General features: G+C 72.7%; 15 protein-coding genes and 2 pseudogenes. 15 read left to right on the forward strand and 2 right to left on the reverse strand.

The annotated features are described in order from the left end of the window. Positions 1-56 precede the first annotated feature (56 nt). Both ABWI07_RS26710 and thiD read left to right on the forward strand, forming a co-directional pair. Entirely contained in the window at positions 57-947 is an 891-nt protein-coding gene (locus ABWI07_RS26710; protein ID WP_353820155.1) for a cellulose binding domain-containing protein, read from the forward strand. Between the two features lie 38 nt (positions 948-985). Next, a complete protein-coding gene (thiD, locus tag ABWI07_RS26715; RefSeq protein WP_353820156.1) occupies positions 986-1,789 on the forward strand; it encodes a bifunctional hydroxymethylpyrimidine kinase/phosphomethylpyrimidine kinase in 804 nt (267 codons plus the stop codon). Between the two features lie 123 nt (positions 1,790-1,912). Here the strand turns inward: thiD and rpmB are convergent, their stop codons facing one another. Next, positions 1,913-2,107 (reverse strand): 50S ribosomal protein L28, encoded by a 195-nt coding sequence (rpmB, locus tag ABWI07_RS26720; protein WP_030164391.1) that lies wholly within the window; start codon positions 2,105-2,107, stop codon positions 1,913-1,915. 185 nt (positions 2,108-2,292) lie between these two features. On the opposite strand from rpmB, the gene ABWI07_RS26725 reads away from it, so the two are divergent. From ABWI07_RS26725 to ABWI07_RS26740, 4 genes and pseudogenes are all read left to right on the forward strand, one after another. After that, positions 2,293-3,882 (forward strand): DAK2 domain-containing protein, encoded by a 1,590-nt coding sequence (locus ABWI07_RS26725; protein WP_235036610.1) that lies wholly within the window; start codon positions 2,293-2,295, stop codon positions 3,880-3,882. A 32-nt stretch (positions 3,883-3,914) separates the two neighbouring features. Further along, positions 3,915-5,588: pseudogene (locus tag ABWI07_RS26730) on the forward strand (OB-fold nucleic acid binding domain-containing protein); the annotation flags it as partial. A 267-nt stretch (positions 5,589-5,855) separates the two neighbouring features. Beyond that, positions 5,856-7,127, forward strand: a pseudogene (locus ABWI07_RS26735) (ATP-dependent DNA helicase RecG); the annotation flags it as partial. A gap of 562 nt (positions 7,128-7,689) precedes the next feature. Further along, positions 7,690-9,420 carry a serine/threonine-protein kinase gene (locus tag ABWI07_RS26740; protein ID WP_149257821.1) on the forward strand — a complete coding sequence of 577 codons (1,731 nt, stop codon included), beginning with the start codon at positions 7,690-7,692 and terminating at the stop codon, positions 9,418-9,420. A gap of 63 nt (positions 9,421-9,483) precedes the next feature. On the opposite strand, the gene ABWI07_RS26745 is transcribed toward ABWI07_RS26740, so the two are convergent. Beyond that, on the reverse strand, positions 9,484-10,347 hold the full coding sequence (locus ABWI07_RS26745; RefSeq protein ID WP_353820157.1) for a hypothetical protein: 864 nt from the start codon (positions 10,345-10,347) through the stop codon (positions 9,484-9,486). Positions 10,348-10,567: 220 nt separating this feature from the next. Here ABWI07_RS26745 and rsmD point away from each other — a divergent pair, with 220 nt between their 5' ends. The 9 genes from rsmD to ABWI07_RS26790 all read left to right on the forward strand — a co-directional run bounded on the left by rsmD (position 10,568) and on the right by ABWI07_RS26790 (position 16,835). Then, positions 10,568-11,134 (forward strand): 16S rRNA (guanine(966)-N(2))-methyltransferase RsmD, encoded by a 567-nt coding sequence (gene rsmD / locus ABWI07_RS26750; RefSeq protein ID WP_149257819.1) that lies wholly within the window; start codon positions 10,568-10,570, stop codon positions 11,132-11,134. Between the two features lie 39 nt (positions 11,135-11,173). Continuing rightward, positions 11,174-12,625, forward strand: a complete 1,452-nt coding sequence (locus tag ABWI07_RS26755; RefSeq protein ID WP_353820158.1) for a peptidoglycan D,D-transpeptidase FtsI family protein — start codon at positions 11,174-11,176, stop codon at positions 12,623-12,625. Between the two features lie 94 nt (positions 12,626-12,719). Then, on the forward strand, positions 12,720-13,202 hold the full coding sequence (gene coaD, locus ABWI07_RS26760) for a pantetheine-phosphate adenylyltransferase (RefSeq protein ID WP_149257817.1): 483 nt from the start codon (positions 12,720-12,722) through the stop codon (positions 13,200-13,202). Positions 13,203-13,308: 106 nt separating this feature from the next. Beyond that, positions 13,309-13,956: a YceD family protein gene (locus ABWI07_RS26765; protein WP_149257816.1), complete on the forward strand. Its 648-nt coding sequence runs from the start codon at positions 13,309-13,311 to the stop codon at positions 13,954-13,956. A gap of 1 nt (position 13,957) precedes the next feature. After that, positions 13,958-14,137 carry a 50S ribosomal protein L32 gene (rpmF, locus tag ABWI07_RS26770; protein WP_149257815.1) on the forward strand — a complete coding sequence of 60 codons (180 nt, stop codon included), beginning with the start codon at positions 13,958-13,960 and terminating at the stop codon, positions 14,135-14,137. A gap of 274 nt (positions 14,138-14,411) precedes the next feature. Continuing rightward, positions 14,412-15,239 carry a ribonuclease III gene (gene rnc / locus ABWI07_RS26775; protein WP_235036608.1) on the forward strand — a complete coding sequence of 276 codons (828 nt, stop codon included), beginning with the start codon at positions 14,412-14,414 and terminating at the stop codon, positions 15,237-15,239. Next, positions 15,232-16,125, forward strand: a complete 894-nt coding sequence (mutM, locus tag ABWI07_RS26780) for a bifunctional DNA-formamidopyrimidine glycosylase/DNA-(apurinic or apyrimidinic site) lyase (protein ID WP_149257814.1) — start codon at positions 15,232-15,234, stop codon at positions 16,123-16,125. Before rnc ends, mutM begins: the two co-directional genes overlap by 8 nt. A gap of 19 nt (positions 16,126-16,144) precedes the next feature. Beyond that, positions 16,145-16,459, forward strand: coding sequence for an acylphosphatase (locus tag ABWI07_RS26785; protein ID WP_149257813.1), 315 nt, complete (start codon positions 16,145-16,147; stop codon positions 16,457-16,459). 178 nt (positions 16,460-16,637) lie between these two features. Next, on the forward strand, positions 16,638-16,835 hold the full coding sequence (locus tag ABWI07_RS26790) for a hypothetical protein (protein WP_141577590.1): 198 nt from the start codon (positions 16,638-16,640) through the stop codon (positions 16,833-16,835). Positions 16,836-17,050: the final 215 nt, after the last annotated feature.

Here is a 17,050-nt window from a genome sequence, read left to right on the forward strand (position 1 = left end):
CGGTAGGCATGCTTGGTGCGGGTTTGGTATACATCCTGTGATCGAAGAGGGATGGGATGGGACGACACTCCAGGCTTGAGCAACCGGACGACGACCCCGTACCGGGCGCCGAAGCGTCGCGAGGGCCGTACTACGGGGCCCCGGTCGACCCCTCTTACGACATCTTCTCCGGGCCGACCGACGACCGGGTGTACGTGTCGCCGCACGACCGGGTGAGGTCGGGTCCGCCGCCCGTCGCCGAACGCCAGCACGACCCGCCCTCGGACCCGTACCGGTTCGACCCGCTTCCCGGGGACTACCCCGGCGACTACCCGGGCGCTCCCACGGCGGCGTTCCCCGAACTGCCGCGCGAAACGCCGCCTCCCGAATTCGGGAACACGTCCGACCCGCTGGAACCCGAGGATCCGTCCGACTCCTCCGGCAAGCAGGGCTGGACGAAGCTCGTCTCGGTGCTCCCGCTCCCGCTGCTCCCCATCGTCGCGCTGGTCATCGCCGTCGGGATCGTCTCCTATGCGCTGAGCACCCAGCAGATCTCCCTCAACTTCGCGGGCGGCACCCCGAAGACCAGCCAGACCGACCCGCGCGACAACCAGGTCTCCCAGCGCGGCCCCGGCGAGCGCGCCAGCCGCGGCGCCGGCCGCCCCGACGGCCTCGTCATCGGGTTCCGCGTCGCCTCCCGGACGCCCGGAGGGTTCAAGGCCACCGCCACCATCGCCAACAAGAGCCAGGTCCCGGTCGGCAGGTGGGCGCTCGCCTTCAAGATTCCGAACGCGTCGGTCACCGCCGTCAGCGGCGCCACCGTCGTGCGGACCGGCACGGTCGGCTTCGTCCGCGGCCGCACCGGCATCGCGCCCGGCGGCACGGTGCGGATCGTGTTCACCGCCAAGGGGACCCCGGCCAAGCCGACCAGCTGCATCCTCAACAAGCTCCCCTGCACGCTGGTCTGAGCTCGCCGCTCCCGGCAGATCGCCATAAAGTGGGCGGTATGACGCGCTCCGCCCTCGCCCCGCCCCTCGTGCTCACCATCGCGGGCTCGGACTCCGGCGGCGGCGCCGGCATCCAGGCCGACCTGAAGACCATGCTCGCGCTCGGCGTCCACGGGATGAGCGTCATCGCCGCCGTCACCGCGCAGAACTCCCTCGGCGTCCAGGGCTACTGGGAACTGCCGCCCGAGGCCGTGCGCGCCCAGCTCGACTCGGTGCTGTCCGACATCGGCGTCCACGCGATCAAGACCGGCATGCTCGCCTCCACCGGACTGGTGGAGATCGTCGCCGAGGCCCTCGCCGCGTCCGACGCCCCGGCCGTCGTCGACCCGGTCGGCGTCTCCAAGCACGGCGACTCGCTGCTCGCGCCGGACGCGGTGGACGCCGTCCGCTCGGTGCTGCTGCCGACGGCGACCGTCGTCACGCCGAACCTGTACGAGGTGGAGCAGCTCACCGGCGTCAAGGTCGTGGACGAGTCGGGGCTGCGCGAGGCGGCCGAGGCGGTCAAGGCGCTCGGCCCCGCATGGGTGCTGATCAAGGGCGGCCATCTGCCCGGCGAACCCGCCGACCTGCTGTTCGACGGGGAGCGGGAGCACCGCTTCACCGCCCCGAGGCACGACAACCGGCACACCCACGGAACCGGCTGCACGCTCGCGTCCGCCATCGCCTCGTACCTGGCGCTCGGCGACGACGTCCCGGCGGCGGTGGCGAAGGCGAAGGAGTACGTGACGGGCGCGATCGCGGCGGGCTTCCCCCTGGGCGCGGGCATCGGGCCCGTCGACCACGCCTGGCGGAACCGCCACTGAGTGCTCTTCGGCAGCACGCGGGGTGGCACTGGAAGGGAACGCAAAAGTCGGCTCACCGGAAGATTCCGATGAGCCGACCGAAGCCGTGAAGCGGGACGAACCGATGGGCCGCCCCGGGAAGGCTCAGACCGTCGGCTTGACGACCTTGCCGGCCTTGATGCAGGACGTGCAGGCGTTGATCCGCTTGGTGCTGCCGTTCACGACGGCGCGCACGCGCTGGATGTTGGGGTTCCAGCGGCGCGGGGTGCGGCGGTGCGAGTGGGAGACGCGCATGCCGAAACCGGGTCCCTTGCCGCAGACGTCGCAGACGGAAGCCACGGGAAACTCCAAGTGGTGTCGATGCTCTGATCGGAGCGCCACCCCGGTGCCGCCGCGGGCGGGCCGGGCATCATGGGCGCTCACTGATGAGCGCCACGGAAGTGGCGCGTGGACCAGACTAGCCGACTGCCAGTCGGGTTAGCGAATCGGCGGCGCCGGGACACGGCGGCGCGGAAGGGAGCACGGTGGCCCTGGACGATGCGGCGGTCCTCGACGGCGCGGCGGTGCGGCGGTGGTGCAGGCTCGCGGCGGAGGCGCTCGGGCGGACGAGAGCCGAGATCGACGCGCTCAACGTCTTCCCCGTCCCGGACGGGGACACCGGCACCAACCTGCACCTGACCGTCATCGCGGCGGCCGACGCCCTCGACGAGCCGCCGGCCGGCGCGGACCCGTGGCGGACCCTGGCGCAGGGGGCGCTGCTCGGCGCGCGCGGCAACTCCGGCGTGATCCTGAGCCAGGTGTTCCGGGGGCTCGCCGACGTCCTCGGCCCGCTGGAGGCGCCGGACGGCGCGTCCTTCGCCGCCGCCCTCGACCACGCGTCCGTCCTGGCCCGGGGGGCCGTCGAGCATCCCGTCGAGGGCACGATCCTCAGCGTCCTCGCCGAGGCCGCCGCGGCCTCCGCGACGGTTTCCGGCGCCGGGCTCCCCGAGACCGCGAGGGCCGCGGCCACGGGCGCCCGGCAGGCGCTGGGCCGCACCACCGGCCAACTGGACGTGCTGGCCCGCAGCGGCGTCGTGGACGCCGGCGCGGCCGGGCTGTGCGTGGTGCTCGACGCCCTCGTCGCCGTGGTCACCGACGAGTACCCCGAGCGGTACGAGATCCCGGCCCGCACCGCCGGGACGCCCCCGCCCGCCGGAGAGCCCCCGGCGCCTCAGGGCTCCGGCTACGAGGTGATGTACCTGCTGGACGCGCCCGACGGCGCCGTCCACACCCTGCGCGAACGCCTCGACGGCCTCGGCGACTCCCTCGTCGTGGTCGGCGGCGACGGGCTGTGGAACGTCCACGTCCACGTGGACGACGCCGGAGCCGCCATCGAGGCGGGCATGGCCGCGGGACGCCCGCACCGGATCCGCGTCACCTACCTGCACGCCGCCGAGGGCCCGCACGCGCCGCACACCGGCCGCGCGGTGATCGCCGTCACCGCCGCCGACGGGCTGGCCGCGCTGTTCGAGGAGTGCGGGGCGCGGGTCGTGCGGCGCGAGCCCGGCGCCGTCCCGCCGCTCGCGGTGCTGGCCGAGGCCGTCCTCGCCGCCGGCGACGAGGTGGCCGTCCTGCCGAACGAACCCGAGGTCCTCGCCCTCGCCGAGGCCGCCGCGGAGCGCGCGCGGGACGGCGGGGCGCGCATCGCGGTGGTCCCGACCAAGGCGTCCGTCCAGGGGATGGCGGCGCTCGCCGTGCACGACCCGCTGCGCCGCTTCGACGAGGACGTGATCGAGATGACCCGCGCCGCCGGCGCGACCCGCTTCGGCCATCTGGAGGTCGCCGCGCAGGAGGCGGTGACGAGCGCGGGCCTCTGCCAGCCGGGCGACGTCCTCGGCCTGATCGAGGGCGACGTCGCGATGATCGGCGCGGAGCTCGCCGCGGTGGCCCGCGACGTCCTCGACCGGATGCTGTCGGGCGGCGGCGAACTGGTGACGCTGATCGCCGGCCGGCACGCCCCGCCCGGCCTCGCCGCGGAACTGGAGGACCTGCTGCGCGTGCGGCACCCCGACGTGGAGGTCGGCGTGTACGCCGGCGACCAGGAACGCTACCCCCTGCTCATCGGCGTCGAGTGAATCCCGTCGCCCCCATCGGCTAGAAAAGACCCGTGGCTAACCTCGACGAGCCGTTGCGCAAGGTCCTCGGCGACAAGACGGCCAACGCGCTGAAGAAGGGCCTCGACCTGCACACGGTCGGCGACCTCCTGCACCACTACCCGCGCCGCTACGCCCACCGCGGCGAGCTGACGCAGCTCAGCGGCCTGCAGGACGGCGAGCACGTCACGGTCATGGCGGAGGTCGTGAAGGTGCAGGGCCGCACCCTCACCCGCAGCCCCGGCTACGTCCTGGAGATCACCGTCACCGACGGCACCGGCCTGCTCAAGCTCAGCTTCTTCGGCCGCAAGGGCTCCTACCGGCCCGAGAAGGAGCTGTCGCCGGGCACCCGCGGCCTGTTCGCCGGGAAGATCAGCACCTACGTGCCCCGCAGCGGCAAGACCGTCCGGCAGCTGACCCATCCGCAGTACAAGGTCGTCCACGAGAAGGGCGCCGAGGAGGCCGCGCAGGAGTGGGCGGACGAGATCATCCCGATCTACCCGTCCACCAAGTCGCTGCCCATCGAGGCGATCAGCACCTCCGTCGAGACCGTCCTGGCCCAGCTCGACCTCCCCGACGACCCCGTGCCCGAGGCGCTCCTGCGCCGCCGCCGCCTGATCGGCCTGCGCGAGGCGTACGAGGGCATCCACCGCCCCCGCACCTGGGACGAGCTGGGCCGTGCCAAGGCGCGCCTCAAGTGGGACGAGGCCTTCGTCGTCCAGATCGCCCTCGCCCAGCGCCGCGTCGCCGCCGCGGCCCTCCCCGCCAAGCCCCGCCCTCCGTCCTTCGGCGGCATCCAGGCGGAGTTCGACGCGCGCCTGCCCTTCGAACTCACCAAGGGCCAACGCCAGGTAGGCGACGAGATAGCCGCCGACCTGGCGAAGAGCCACCCCATGCACCGCCTCCTCCAAGGCGACGTCGGAGCGGGCAAGGCCCAGCCGCTAGACTCCGAGGTGCTGACGCCGAGCGGCTTCCGGCGGATGGGGGACCTGGCGCCGGGAGACGAGGTGATCACGCCCGGCGGCGAGGTCACCGTGGTGACCGGGGTGTTCCCGCAGGGAGAGCGTGACGTCTACCGGCTGGTCATGTCCGATGGCACGTCGGTGGAATGCGACGACGAGCACCTCTGGGCCGTGAAGACGGATACAGGATGGCACCGGGGAAGCCCGCTCAAGGTGTTGACGACGAAGGAACTGCGGGAGGACCTCCTGCGCAGGTCCGGGGGCAGCAAGTGGTACGTCCCCCTGGTCGAAGCGCCCGAGTTGGACACGCCCGCGGACCGTCCGGTCGACGCGTACCTCTTGGGGCTCCTGCTCGGCGACGGATTCATGAAGTACGGGCGGGTGGAGATCTCGACCCGCGACCAAGAGGTCATCGACGCGGTCGCCTTGCTCGTCCCGGACGGGTGCAGGCTGCGCCGCAGGCAGGACCGCCCGCTCGACTGGTCGATCCTCGGCGAGCGTCGCGGGGCCGGGAACCCGTTGATCGCTGCGCTCCGCGACCTCGGCGTCTACGGGAAGGGGGCTTGGGACAAGTTCGTCCCCGCCGCGTATCTGAACGCTCCGATCAAGCAGCGGCACGCCCTGCTGCAAGGTCTGCTCGACACCGATGGGACGCTGCGGGCCGAGGGCAGGGACGTCAGCCTGCTCTCCGCGTCGAAGCACTTGGCCGAAGCAACCGCATGGCTGACGCGCTCACTGGGCGGCTACGCACGGTGCCGGGAGGTCCATAAGGCGGGCAAGCGGTACTGGATGACCAGCGTCGCGTTGCCGAACGCCTACCCGCCTTTCAGGCTGCCCCGCAAGGCCGAAAGGCTCCGGCCCCGCACGAAGTACGAACGTCGGCGCAAAGGTATCCGCGCCATCGAGTACGCGGGCCGCAAGGACGTCCAGTGCATCTCCGTCGCCCACCCCGGGCGCCTCTACGTCTCCGATGGCTGGACCCCCACCCACAACACGGTGGTCGCGTTGCGGGCGATGTTGCAGGTGGTGGACGGGGGAGGGCAGGCGGCGCTGCTGGCGCCGACGGAGGTGCTGGCTCAGCAGCACTACCGGTCGATCACCGGGATGCTCGGCGATCTGGCGCAGGCGGGGCAGATCGGCGGGGCCGAGCACGCCACCCGGGTCGCGCTGCTGACCGGATCGCAGGGGGCGAAGGCCCGCAAGGAGGCGCTGCTGGACGCGGCGTCCGGCGCGGCGGGGATCGTCGTCGGCACCCATGCGCTGCTGCAGGAGACCGTCCAGTTCGCCGACCTCGGGCTCGTCGTGGTCGACGAGCAGCACAGGTTCGGCGTCGAGCAGCGCGACGCCCTGCGCGAGAAGGTCGACGGCGGCCGCCCGCACGTCCTGGTCATGACGGCGACGCCGATCCCGCGCACGGTGGCGATGACCGTCTTCGGCGACCTGGAGACCTCGGTGCTCGGGCAGCTCCCGGCGGGGCGGTCGCAGATCCAGACGCACGTCGTCCCGCCCGAGAAGCCGGCGTTCCTCGCCCGCACCTGGGAGCGGATCAAGGAGGAGGCGGCGAACGGCAGGCAGGTCTACATCGTCTGCCCGCGGATCGGCGAGCAGGAGGGCGACGAGGGCGACGCCGTCGTCGCCGAGGAGGGCGACCGCCGGTCCCCGCTCGGGATCATGGAGGTGCTGCCGAAGCTGGAGGAGCTGCTCTCCGGGCTGCGCATCGGCGTCCTGCACGGCAAGCTGCACCCGGACGAGAAGGACGCGGTCATGCGCCGCTTCACCGCGCGGGAGCTGGACGTCCTGCTCGCCACCACGGTCATCGAGGTCGGCGTGGACGTGCCCAACGCCACCGTCATGGTGATCATGGACGCGGACCGGTTCGGCGTCTCCCAGCTCCACCAGCTGCGCGGGCGCGTCGGCCGCGGCTCGCTGCACGGCCTCTGCCTGCTCGTCACCGACGCCGCGCCGGGCGGCAAGGCTCGCGAACGGCTGGACGCCGTCGCCTCCACCACCGACGGGTTCAAGCTGTCCCGGCTCGACCTGGAGCAGCGCCGCGAGGGCGACGTGCTCGGCGCCGCGCAGGCGGGGCGCGCGTCCAGCCTGCGGCTGCTCACGCTCCAGCGGGACGAGGACGTGATCCGCGACGCCCGCGAGGAGGCGACCGCGCTCGTCGAGGCCGATCCGGACCTGTCGAGCCACTCCGGCCTGGCCACCGTCCTCGCGTCCCTGCTCGACGAGGAGCGCGCAGACTTCCTGGAGAAGACGTGATCGATTGCATTTCTCTCCTCCTTCGGGCCTGGCGGCCCTCCATCGTCGAGAAACGCGGGCGATCGCTGGCATCGCTCCGTCTCGCCTTGCGGCTCGCTGCGCGATCAGATTCTCGCTTCGCTCGAATCTGCCTTCGGACGCGATCGCGGGCCCCAGGTTGTCGCGTGGTGCTGTGGTGGCTGAGGTCGTCGCAGTAGACGGTTCCTGCCGCGGTGGTGCTTGGGGGTGAGCTCACACCGCCGGTCCTCCGGGCCGCCGGTGAGGTCGTGGCGCGAGGCTCGCTGCCCGCCTACCATGCTTAGACATCCGTGTTCATCCGAATCCTCTCCGTGCAGGCCTCAGCCCCTGGTCCAACCTCCAACGACCTGAATGGTCGCGATCGCGTCCGAAGGCGGGTTCGAGCGAAGCGAGAACCTGATCGCGCAGCGAGCCGTCAGGCGAGACGGAGCGATGCCAGCGATCGCCGCAGTGTCCGACGATGGAGGGCCCCTCAGGCCCGAAGGAGGAGGGCACTGCGATAGGCACAGCAGGGCCGCCAGGCCCGAAGGAGGAGAGAAAGGCAATGGAACTGCTGCCTGGGGATCCTGCTTGGCTTGGGCGTTATGAGCTTGTTGGGCGGTTGGGGGAGGGCGGGCAGAGCGTCGTCTATCTCGGGCGGCGCGAGGACGGCGGGCAGGCGGCGGTGAAGCTGCTGCGCGACCAGCTCAGCCGCAGTCCCGAGTGGCGGGCGCGGTTCGAGCGCGAGATGCGGATGATCGGGCGGGTCGCGGGGTTCTGCACGGCGCAGGTGCTGGACGCCGACATCTCCGGCGACCTGCCTTACGTGGTCAGCGAGTACGTGCCGGGGCCGTCGCTCAGCGGGCTCGTGAACGAGCGGGGGCCGCGCACCGGTACCGACCTCGACCGGCTGGCGATCGGCACCGTGACGGCGCTCGCGGCGATCCACCGCGCGGGGATCCTGCACCGCGACTTCAAGCCGTCCAACGTGCTGATGGGGCCGGACGGGCCGCGCGTCATCGACTTCGGCATCGCGCGGGTCGTCGGCGCGGCGTCGGCTAAGGGGAGCGGCGTCGTCGGGACGCCGTCCTACATGGCGCCCGAGCAGGTCACCGACACCGAGCTCGGCACCGGCGTGGACATGTTCACCTGGGCGGCGACGATGCTGTTCGCGGCGACGGGGCGGCACCCGTTCGGCAACGACACGATCTCCGCGGTGTTCCACCGGATCCTGAACTACGAGCCCGACCTGTCGCCGCTGCCGGAGTCGCTGCGCGGCGTCGTCGCGGCGTGCCTGGCCAAGGACCCGGCGAGGCGTCCCGAGGCGGAGCAGGTGCTCCTGGACCTGCTCGGCGGGCAGTCCGTTCCGCAGGACGAGGGGGCGCTCAGCACCGGCGCCCATTTCGCCGGGGACGCGCGCGTGCCGGTGACCGTGGCGGGCCCCGAGCGGCCGATCGGCACCGGTTCGGGCGGGACGCGCCCGCCCGAGCCGGTCCGCCCCCGGCGGCGCCGCGGGCTCGGGATCGCCGCGGCCGTCGCGGCGCCGCTGATCGCGCTCGCCGCGGGCGGGACGGCGTGGGTGCTGCTGGCGGACGGCTCCGACACCGACCACGCGGAGGCGGGCACCGGCTCGGCGGCCCCGCCTCCCGCGGCGGCCGAGGCCGTGGGGCCGGCCGCCCAGGCGATCGAGGCGGTGCTCGGCTTCGACCACGCCCGGTTCGAACAGAACGTGGCCGCGGCGCACCGGGTCTCCACGCCCCGGTACGGCGCCGACTACGACCGGCAGCTCGCGACGCGCAAATACCGCGACGAGCTCACGGCCAAGAAGGGCTCGGTGACGGCGGACGTCGTCGACGCCGCCGTCGTGTCCGCCGCGTCCGGGAAGGTCACCGTGCTGTCGTACGTCAAGCGGACGGTCCGCGCCGAGAACGCCGATCCGTCCCGGCTCCAGGACCCGATGCGCGCGACCATGGTGAGGCAGGGGAGCGGGTGGCTGCTCGACAGCCTGTACTCGCTGAAGGCGGGCTCTCCGCGCGCCGACACGTCGGGCGCGTCCTGGCCCGGCAAGGAGGCGCGGGCCGCGTTCGACGCCGTCTCCCGCGACCCGTCGGTCGCGCGTGGGACGCCGCTGGAGGTCGGCCTGCGCGGGGGCGGGACACGGAACGAGATGACGGCGCTGGTTCTGGTCGGCGAGTGCAAGGGCGGGTGCACCGACGGTGATGCGGTCGCCGTTCGCCGACTCCTGCTGGAGCGGGCTGGGAGCGGCTGGAAGGTCGGGCGGTCCGAAGGACTCTGAACGGCGGGCCTCTGAACGGCGAAAGGGGCGCCTCCGCATGGAGGCGCCCCTTCGGTGAGCGGCTCAGGACTCGCGGGCGTGGCGTCTGCGGGTCGCCGCGACGGCGGCGCTTCCCGCGGCGATGGCGGTCAGGCCGAGCGCCACGAGCGGCAGCGCCTCGGTGCCGGTGAAGGGAAGCCCCTTGGGCGGCGTGAACCCGGCGGCGGCCGTCGGGTTGCCGGGGCCCATTCCCGGAGCGGACGGGATCTGCGGCAGCAGCGGCGAGGAAGGCAGCGACGGAGGCTCTGGGGAGGGGCTCGGAGGCGTCGGCTCGCCGGGCGGCGGGGGCGGGGGAGTCGGCGGGGTCGGAGGCGTCGGGGGAGTCGGCGGCGTGGGCGGTGTGGGAGCCTCGCAGCCTCCGCCCACGCAGACGCCCGCGGACACGTTGGCCGAGACGGGCGTTCCTCCCGCGGGGGTCACCGACGCGCCCAGTTCGGTGCGGGCGCTGAGGAGCCGGTTGCCTCCCGAGACCGCGGCTCCCGTCTTGAGCGAGAGGGCGGTGCCGCCCGCGGGCGACGCGGCGCGAGCGTCGAGCCGGGTGGCCGCCTTGACCGTGGCGTCGTCCAGCGACGCGGAGGCGCCGGTCCGGAGCCGGACGCCCGCGCCGGCCTTGGGGGTGCCGACGCCCGCGCCGACGTCGAGGCCCGCGCTGGCGGTCCTGGTGCGCTCGTCGTACTTCAGCGTGGCGCCGAGCCGGAGCTCGACGGCGGGCTCGGCCTTGCCGGCCCTCGGCGCCTTACGGGCCTTCTTGAGGGTCGTCGGGCTCTTCGGAGTCTTCGGCCCGGCGGTCTGCGGGTGGGGCGCGAGCCGGGCGAGGGGCTGGGAGGTCTCGGCGTGCGAGACGCCGCTCATCGCGGCGATGCCGAGCACCGTCGCACCGGCCGTCACCGCCAGTCTCCTACCGTGATGCACTGGTGCTCCTGGGTCACTGGGTTGCACAACCTGCGAGCACGTTTGCACGTGAAGTAGTCGCTGTGAACCGCGTTCGTGTCATTTGGGTAGAGGTTCACAAGCGGTCGGTAGTTGGATTGTGCAACATTCTTGGGAATCGTCCGGGGGTGAACCGGGCGAGGCGCGAGCAGCGGGGGCCGCCCCCGATACTGGGACGGTGAGCAGGGTCATCGCGGGCATCGCGGGAGGGCGGCGGCTGGCCGTCCCGGCGGGACGGGACACCAGGCCGACCAGCGACCGCGCCAGGGAGGGGCTCTTCTCCACGGTGCTGGCCCTGCTCGGCCCGCTCGACGGGCTGCGCGTCGCCGACCTGTACGCGGGCTCGGGCGCGGTCGGGCTCGAAGCACTGTCCCGGGGCGCCGCCCATGCGCTGCTGGTCGAGTCGCATCCGCGCGCGATGAAGGTGATCCGGCAGAACGCCGAGTCTCTCGGGCTGCCCGGCGCCGTCCCCTGCGCGGACAAGGTGGAGCGGGTCGTCCGGAAGAAGCCGGACGAGCCCTACGACCTGGTCTTCGCCGACCCGCCGTACGCGCTGGCGGACGCGTCCGTCACCGCCATGCTCGAGGATCTGCGTGACAACGGGTGGACGTCCCCGGACGCGCTCGTCGTCGTGGAGCGCGCCGCCCGCGGCCCGGCGCTGGAGTGGCCCGGCGGCTACGAGGCCGAGCGGGAGCGGCGCTACGGCGAGGCGGTGTTCTGGTACGGCCGCGCGGTCGCGCTTTGAGGCCGCATCGGGCAGCGGTATTCGGGTAGAGGGATCCGCATGAAGCCCGGGATCGACCGCGCGGTGGCGCGCACCTGGGTGCTCAGCCTGCTCCTGATCCTCGCGCTCCTGGTGAACGTCACCTACGTCCAGGGCTTCCAGGCGCAGGAGCTGCGGGACGACTCGCTCAACGCCCGCCAGTTCGAGGACCGCTTCAAGATCGACCGGGGCCCCGTCGTCGCGCGCGGCGAACGGCTCGCCTGGTCCGAGCAGGTCGGCGGCGACCGCTTCCAGCGCCGCTACAAGGACGGCGCCGCGTTCGCGCCGATCACCGGGTACTTCTCCGTGTTCTCCCAGACCGGCCTGGAGGAGGCGGAGAACCACTTCCTGGACGGGACCGACGCCCGCCTCGCCACCTCCAACCTCGTCGACAAGCTGATCGGCAAGCACGTCCCCGGCGGCACGGTGGAGGCCACCGTCGACCCCGACGCGCAGCGCGCCGCCTACGAGGCGCTGAAGGGCAGCGGCGCCCGCCGAGGGGCCGCGGTCGTCCTGGACGCGCGCACCGGCGCGGTGCTGGTGATGGCGTCCACGCCGTCCTACGACCCGAACGAGGTGTCGACCCTCGACCGGGACAAGGCCGCGAAGGCGTTCGCCCGCCTCGGCGACCAGCCGCGCAAGCCGCTGCTCAACAAGGCCGCGTACGAGCTGTTCCCGCCCGGCTCCACGTTCAAGACCGTCGTCGCCGCGGCGGCGCTGAGGGCCGGGACGAGCGAGGACACGCGGGTCAAGGCCGGACGCAGCTACCGCCCGCCGGGCGCCGGGCAGGCGATCAACAACGACGCGGGTGACATCGGCGGATCCTGCGACCTCGCCCGGATCCCCCTGATCGAGGCGTACGCGCAGTCCTGCAACACGACGTTCGCCTACATGGGCGCACAGAAGCCCGGGAACGACGCCGTCAACGCGCAGGCGGGCAGGTTCGGGTTCGGGGAGCGGATCGAGTTCGCGGACGGCCTGAAGAGCGCCCCCAGTTCGTTCCCCAAGACCGACCAGCCCTCGCTCAGCGCGCTCGGCTCCATCGGGCAGGGCAGCACGGTCGCCTCGCCGCTGCAGATGGCCATGGTCGCCGCCGCGGTCCTCAACGACGGGGAGGTCATGCGTCCCCGCCTGGTGGACAGGCTCCGCGCCCCGGACGGCTCGACGGTCGACAAGATCTCGCCCCAGCGGATGTCCCGCGCGCTCACCGGCGACCAGGCCGAGCAGATGCGGGACATGATGGAGGCCGTCGTCGAGCGGGGCACCGGCAAGTCCCTGCGGGGGACCTCCGTCCTCGGCGGCAAGACCGGCACCGCCGACGTCGAGGGCGCCTCCTACAACGACCGCTGGTTCATCGGGTTCGGCCCGCGCAGAGACCCCAGGTACGCGGTCGCGGTGATGACGGAGGCGTCCGGGTACGGCATCGAGTCCGGCCCGATCGCCGCCGGGATCCTGGACGCCCTGGGCGGCTGAGGACGGCCCCGGCGAGCCCGGTGGAAACCCTGCCGAATGCGATTTGGTACGTTCACGCCGCAGGTCAGAAACCGGGACCGAAGGGGTTCGCGCCGTGCGCCGTGTCGTCTGTCCGGGATCGTTCGACCCCGTCACCAACGGGCATCTCGACATCATCAGCCGCGCCTCCCGCCTCTACGACGAGGTGGTCGTCGCCGTGCTGATCAACAAGAACAAGAAGAGCCTGTTCACCGTGGACGAGCGCGCCGACATGATCTCCGAGGTCACCCGGGAGTACGGCAACGTCACGGTCGACACCTTCTACGGGCTCACCGTCGACTACTGCAAGGAGCAGGACATCCCGGTCATCGTCCGGGGTCTGCGGGCCGTCAGCGACTACGAGTACGAGTTGCAGATGGCCCAGATGAACCACCGGATCGCCGGGGTGGAGACGCTGTTCATGGCGACGAACCCCGAGTACGCCTTCCTGTCGTCCAGCCTGATGAAGGAGGTCGTGCGGTTCGGCGGGGACGTGTCCGGCCTCGTCCCCGACAGCGTCCACGACCGGCTGGTGCAGCGGCTCCAGCACGAGGGCTGACCGTCCGGCGGCGGGCCCGGCCCTGGTGGCCGGGGCCGCGAGTTGGGTCAGCGGCCCGTGTTCGGTACCCTGGGACATCGGCCATCACAGGCGGCCGCCGTTCACCATGCCTCACGAAAGCAGGAATCCGCTGACACGCCACGACCCCAGCGCCCCTCTCAAGCTCGACACCCGAGCTCTGGGCAGGCAACCCGGGTCGTCGCGGGAGGAGCACCTGTCCGTGCCGGCACCGGAGAATTTCGGCGTCGAGATGGTGGGCGTCCCCGAGGGCGCCGCGATCGAGCTGGACCTCCGGCTCGAAGCGGTCCTGGAGGGGGTGCTCGTCACCGGCACGGCGACGGTCCCCCTGAAGGGGGAGTGCTCCCGCTGCCTCGATCCGATCGCCTCGACCTTCGAGGCGGACTTCCAGGAGCTCTTCGTCTACGACGACACCCGCTCCGGCGGGAACGCCGACGACGACGAGCTCCGCCTCGAGGGCGACATCATCGACCTCGAACCGGTCCTGCGGGACGCGGTGGTGCTCGCGCTGCCGCTGTCCCCGCTGTGCCGGGACGACTGCCCGGGCCTGTGCCCGGACTGCGGTGCACGGCTCGCGGACGTCGGGCCTGACCACCACCACGACGTCGCCGACCCCCGGTGGGCGGCGCTGCGGGACCTGGCCGGCGACATGGCGCCGGCCGCCCCCGACCGGGGGAACGGGAGCTCCGGCTCCCGTGCTTCATCGGACCGACGAGAAGGAAAGCAGGAGGGCTGACGTGGCCGTCCCGAAGCGGAAGAAGTCGCGCAGCAACACGCGGCACCGGCGCGCGCAGTGGAAGACCGCCGCGCCGAACCTGGTCGAGTGCCCGACGTGCCGCGACCACAAGCTGCCGCACACCGCGTGCGCGACATGCGGAACCTACGACCGGCGGCAGGTCATCGCCCCGTCGGCCTGAGTCTTCTCGCATCATGGGGGGCGGATCCGCGCGAGCGGCCCGCCCCCCACGGTGCGGCAGGACAAGCACCCCGACCACCCGGCGCGCGACGTCGGCGTGGTGACCGGCGCGGAGACATGCGCCCGGAGCCGTGGTGCACGCCGGGATCAAACCGACCGGCGCGCACCTCGTCTTCGCGGACCCTCCCGCCGAGCGTCCTCGCCGTCCCGGCCACCGGCCGCGCGCCGCAGAGGCGACCGCGCGCTGCGCGGTGCACGGCCTGCGAGGAGGGCCTGTGAGCGCTAAGAAGAACGAACCCGCGCCGGACCGCGCGGAACTGACCGGCGCCCTCGGCGTCGAGGTGGGCGACGAGCTGCTCGAACGCGCCCTCACCCACCGTTCCTACGCCTACGAGAACGGCGGCCTGCCCACCAACGAGCGCCTGGAGTTCCTCGGCGACTCGGTGCTGGGCCTCGTCGTCACCGACACGCTGTTCCGCGGCCACCCCGACCTGCCCGAGGGGCAGCTCGCCAAGCTGCGCGCCGCCGTGGTCAACATGCGCGCCCTGGCCGGCGTCGCCCGCGGCCTCGGCGTCGGCGCCCACATCCGGCTCGGCCGCGGCGAGGAGGGCACCGGGGGCCGCGACAAGGCCTCGATCCTCGCCGACACCCTGGAGGCGCTGATCGGCGCCGTCTACCTCGACCGGGGCCTGGAAGAGGCGTCCGCCCTGGTGCACCGGCTCTTCGACGGGCTGATCCAGCGGTCGGCCGGCCTCGGCGCCGGCCTGGACTGGAAGACCTCGCTGCAGGAGCTCACCGCCGTCGAGGAGCTCGGCGTCCCCGAGTACCACGTCGCCGAGAGCGGCCCCGACCACCAGAAGACCTTCCGCGCCTCCGTACGGGTCGGCGGCCAGGCCTACGGGTCCGGCGAGGGCCGAAGCAAGAAGGAGGCCGAGCAGCACGCCGCCGAGGCCGCCTGGAACGCCATCCGGGAGATCGTCGTCCAGCGCGAGGCGGAGGCTCAGGCCGAGGCGGTGAAACAGGCGGGGGCGCAGGCCGGGCCGCCGGCGCAGGGCGCGGACGCGGCCAGGGAGGCCGGGCAGGCGGCGCAGGCCGGTGCCTGAGCTCCCCGAGGTCGAGGTCGTCCGGCGCGGCCTCGAGAGCTGGACGACCGGCCGCACCGTCGCGTCCGCCGAGGTCCTGCACCCGCGGTCGGTGCGCCGGCACGCGGCGGGCCCCGCCGACTTCGCCGGGCGCCTGGCCGGACGCACCATGCTGGCCCCGCGGCGCCGCGGCAAGTACCTGTGGATCCCGCTCCAGGGCGAGGAGGGCGGCGACCCCGGCGAGGCGGTGCTCGCGCACCTCGGCATGAGCGGCCAGCTGCTCGTCGGCGAGCCCGACCGCGAGCGCGAGAAGCACCTGCGGATCCGCGTCGAGTTCGACGACAAGGGCCACGACCTCCGCTTCGTCGACCAGCGGACGTTCGGGCACCTCATGGTCGCCGACCTCGTCCCCGACGCCTTCGACGCGCGGACGCTCGTCCCCGAGCCGATCGTGCACATCGCGGCCGACCCGCTTGAGGACGCCTTCGACGCGGAGGCCTTCTACCGCGCCCTGCGCCGCCGCAAGACCGGGATCAAGCGGGCCCTGCTCGACCAGTCCCTCATCAGCGGGGTCGGCAACATCTACGCCGACGAGGCGCTGTGGCGCGCCAGGCTGCACTGGGCGCGGCCGACCGACACGATGACCCGGGCCGAGGCCGCGCGCGTCCTGGAGGCCGCACGAGAGGTCATGGGGGCCGCTCTGGCGGTCGGCGGGACGTCCTTCGACAGCCTCTACGTGAACGTCAACGGCGAGAGCGGCTACTTCGAGCGGTCCCTGGACGCCTACGGCCGGCGGGACGAGCCCTGCCGCCGCTGCGGCACCGCGATCCGCCGCGACGAGTTCATGAACCGCTCGTCCTACAGCTGCCCGGTGTGCCAACCGCGCCCGAGGCGGGCACGGTACTAGCGGCGCCGAGGGGGGAGCGATGAACGGCGACGAGAACGACGACGAGATCGTCCGGCTCACGGCCTGGGTGCGCGGGCGCGTCCAGGGTGTCGGGTTCCGCTGGTGGGTGCGGTCGCGGGCCCTCGAACTGGGCCTCGCCGGCAGCGCCACCAACCTCCGCGACGGCCGCGTCGAGGTCGTCGCCGAGGGCCCGCGCCGCGGCTGCCGCCGGCTCCTGGAGCTGCTGGACGGCGACGTGCCCGGCGGCGTTCCGGGACGTCCCGGCGCCGTCACCGGCGTCACCGACCGCTGGAGCGCGCCGCGCGGCGAGGCCGCCGGGTTCCACGAACGGTGACCGGGTAGGGAGTACCGGTTTGTACCTGCTAAACTAGTAGAGGAAGGTTGTTACTGGCCTGTGATGTGCGCCTTGACCGGCGCAGCGGCCGGTGCGACTCTAGACGGTACGCGCACCGACTTGAGCAGTTTCCCGTGCGCGATCCCTGCTGGTTACTCAGCGTGGAGGACCCTTAGTCATGGCGAAGGCTCTACTCGGCCACGTCGGCGGTCCCGACCCCCGGATGGTCGCGGAGATGCGGCGCCTTCAGCAGCGCGTACGTGACCTGGAGGCCGAGCTCGTACGGCTCCAGGCGGAGAACGACGCGCTTGCGACGGCGACGGACGACGAAGTGATGTCGCTGCCGGTGAAGGAACGCGAACCGGCTCTTACTTGATTGCTTTTTTCTCCTCCTTCGGGCCTGGCGGCCCTCCATCGTCGTAAAAAGCGGGCGATCGCTGGCATCGCTTCGTCTCGCCTTGCGGCTCGCTGCGCGATCAGGTTCTCGCTTCGCTTGAACCTGCCTTCGGACGCGATCGCGACCATTGAGGTCGTCGCGTGGTTGCGGCGGTGGTTGAGGTAGTCGCGGTGCCTGTTGTTTGCAGTGCTCTC

Origin of the sequence: Actinomadura sp. NPDC000600, from assembly GCF_040492135.1 — a bacterium.
GTDB lineage: Bacteria > Actinomycetota > Actinomycetes > Streptosporangiales > Streptosporangiaceae > Spirillospora.

What these genes read in the sequence shown, in the direction of transcription:
- ABWI07_RS26710 (WP_353820155.1), top strand. Translation starts at nt 57, where the DNA reads ATGGGACGACACTCCAGGCTTGAGCAACCGGACGACGACCCCGTACCG.
- thiD (WP_353820156.1), top strand. Translation starts at nt 986, where the DNA reads ATGACGCGCTCCGCCCTCGCCCCGCCCCTCGTGCTCACCATCGCGGGC.
- ABWI07_RS26740 (WP_149257821.1), top strand. Translation starts at nt 7,690, where the DNA reads ATGGAACTGCTGCCTGGGGATCCTGCTTGGCTTGGGCGTTATGAGCTT.
- ABWI07_RS26755 (WP_353820158.1), top strand. Translation starts at nt 11,174, where the DNA reads ATGAAGCCCGGGATCGACCGCGCGGTGGCGCGCACCTGGGTGCTCAGC.
- ABWI07_RS26765 (WP_149257816.1), top strand. Translation starts at nt 13,309, where the DNA reads ATGCCTCACGAAAGCAGGAATCCGCTGACACGCCACGACCCCAGCGCC.
- ABWI07_RS26785 (WP_149257813.1), top strand. Translation starts at nt 16,145, where the DNA reads ATGAACGGCGACGAGAACGACGACGAGATCGTCCGGCTCACGGCCTGG.
- ABWI07_RS26790 (WP_141577590.1), top strand. Translation starts at nt 16,638, where the DNA reads ATGGCGAAGGCTCTACTCGGCCACGTCGGCGGTCCCGACCCCCGGATG.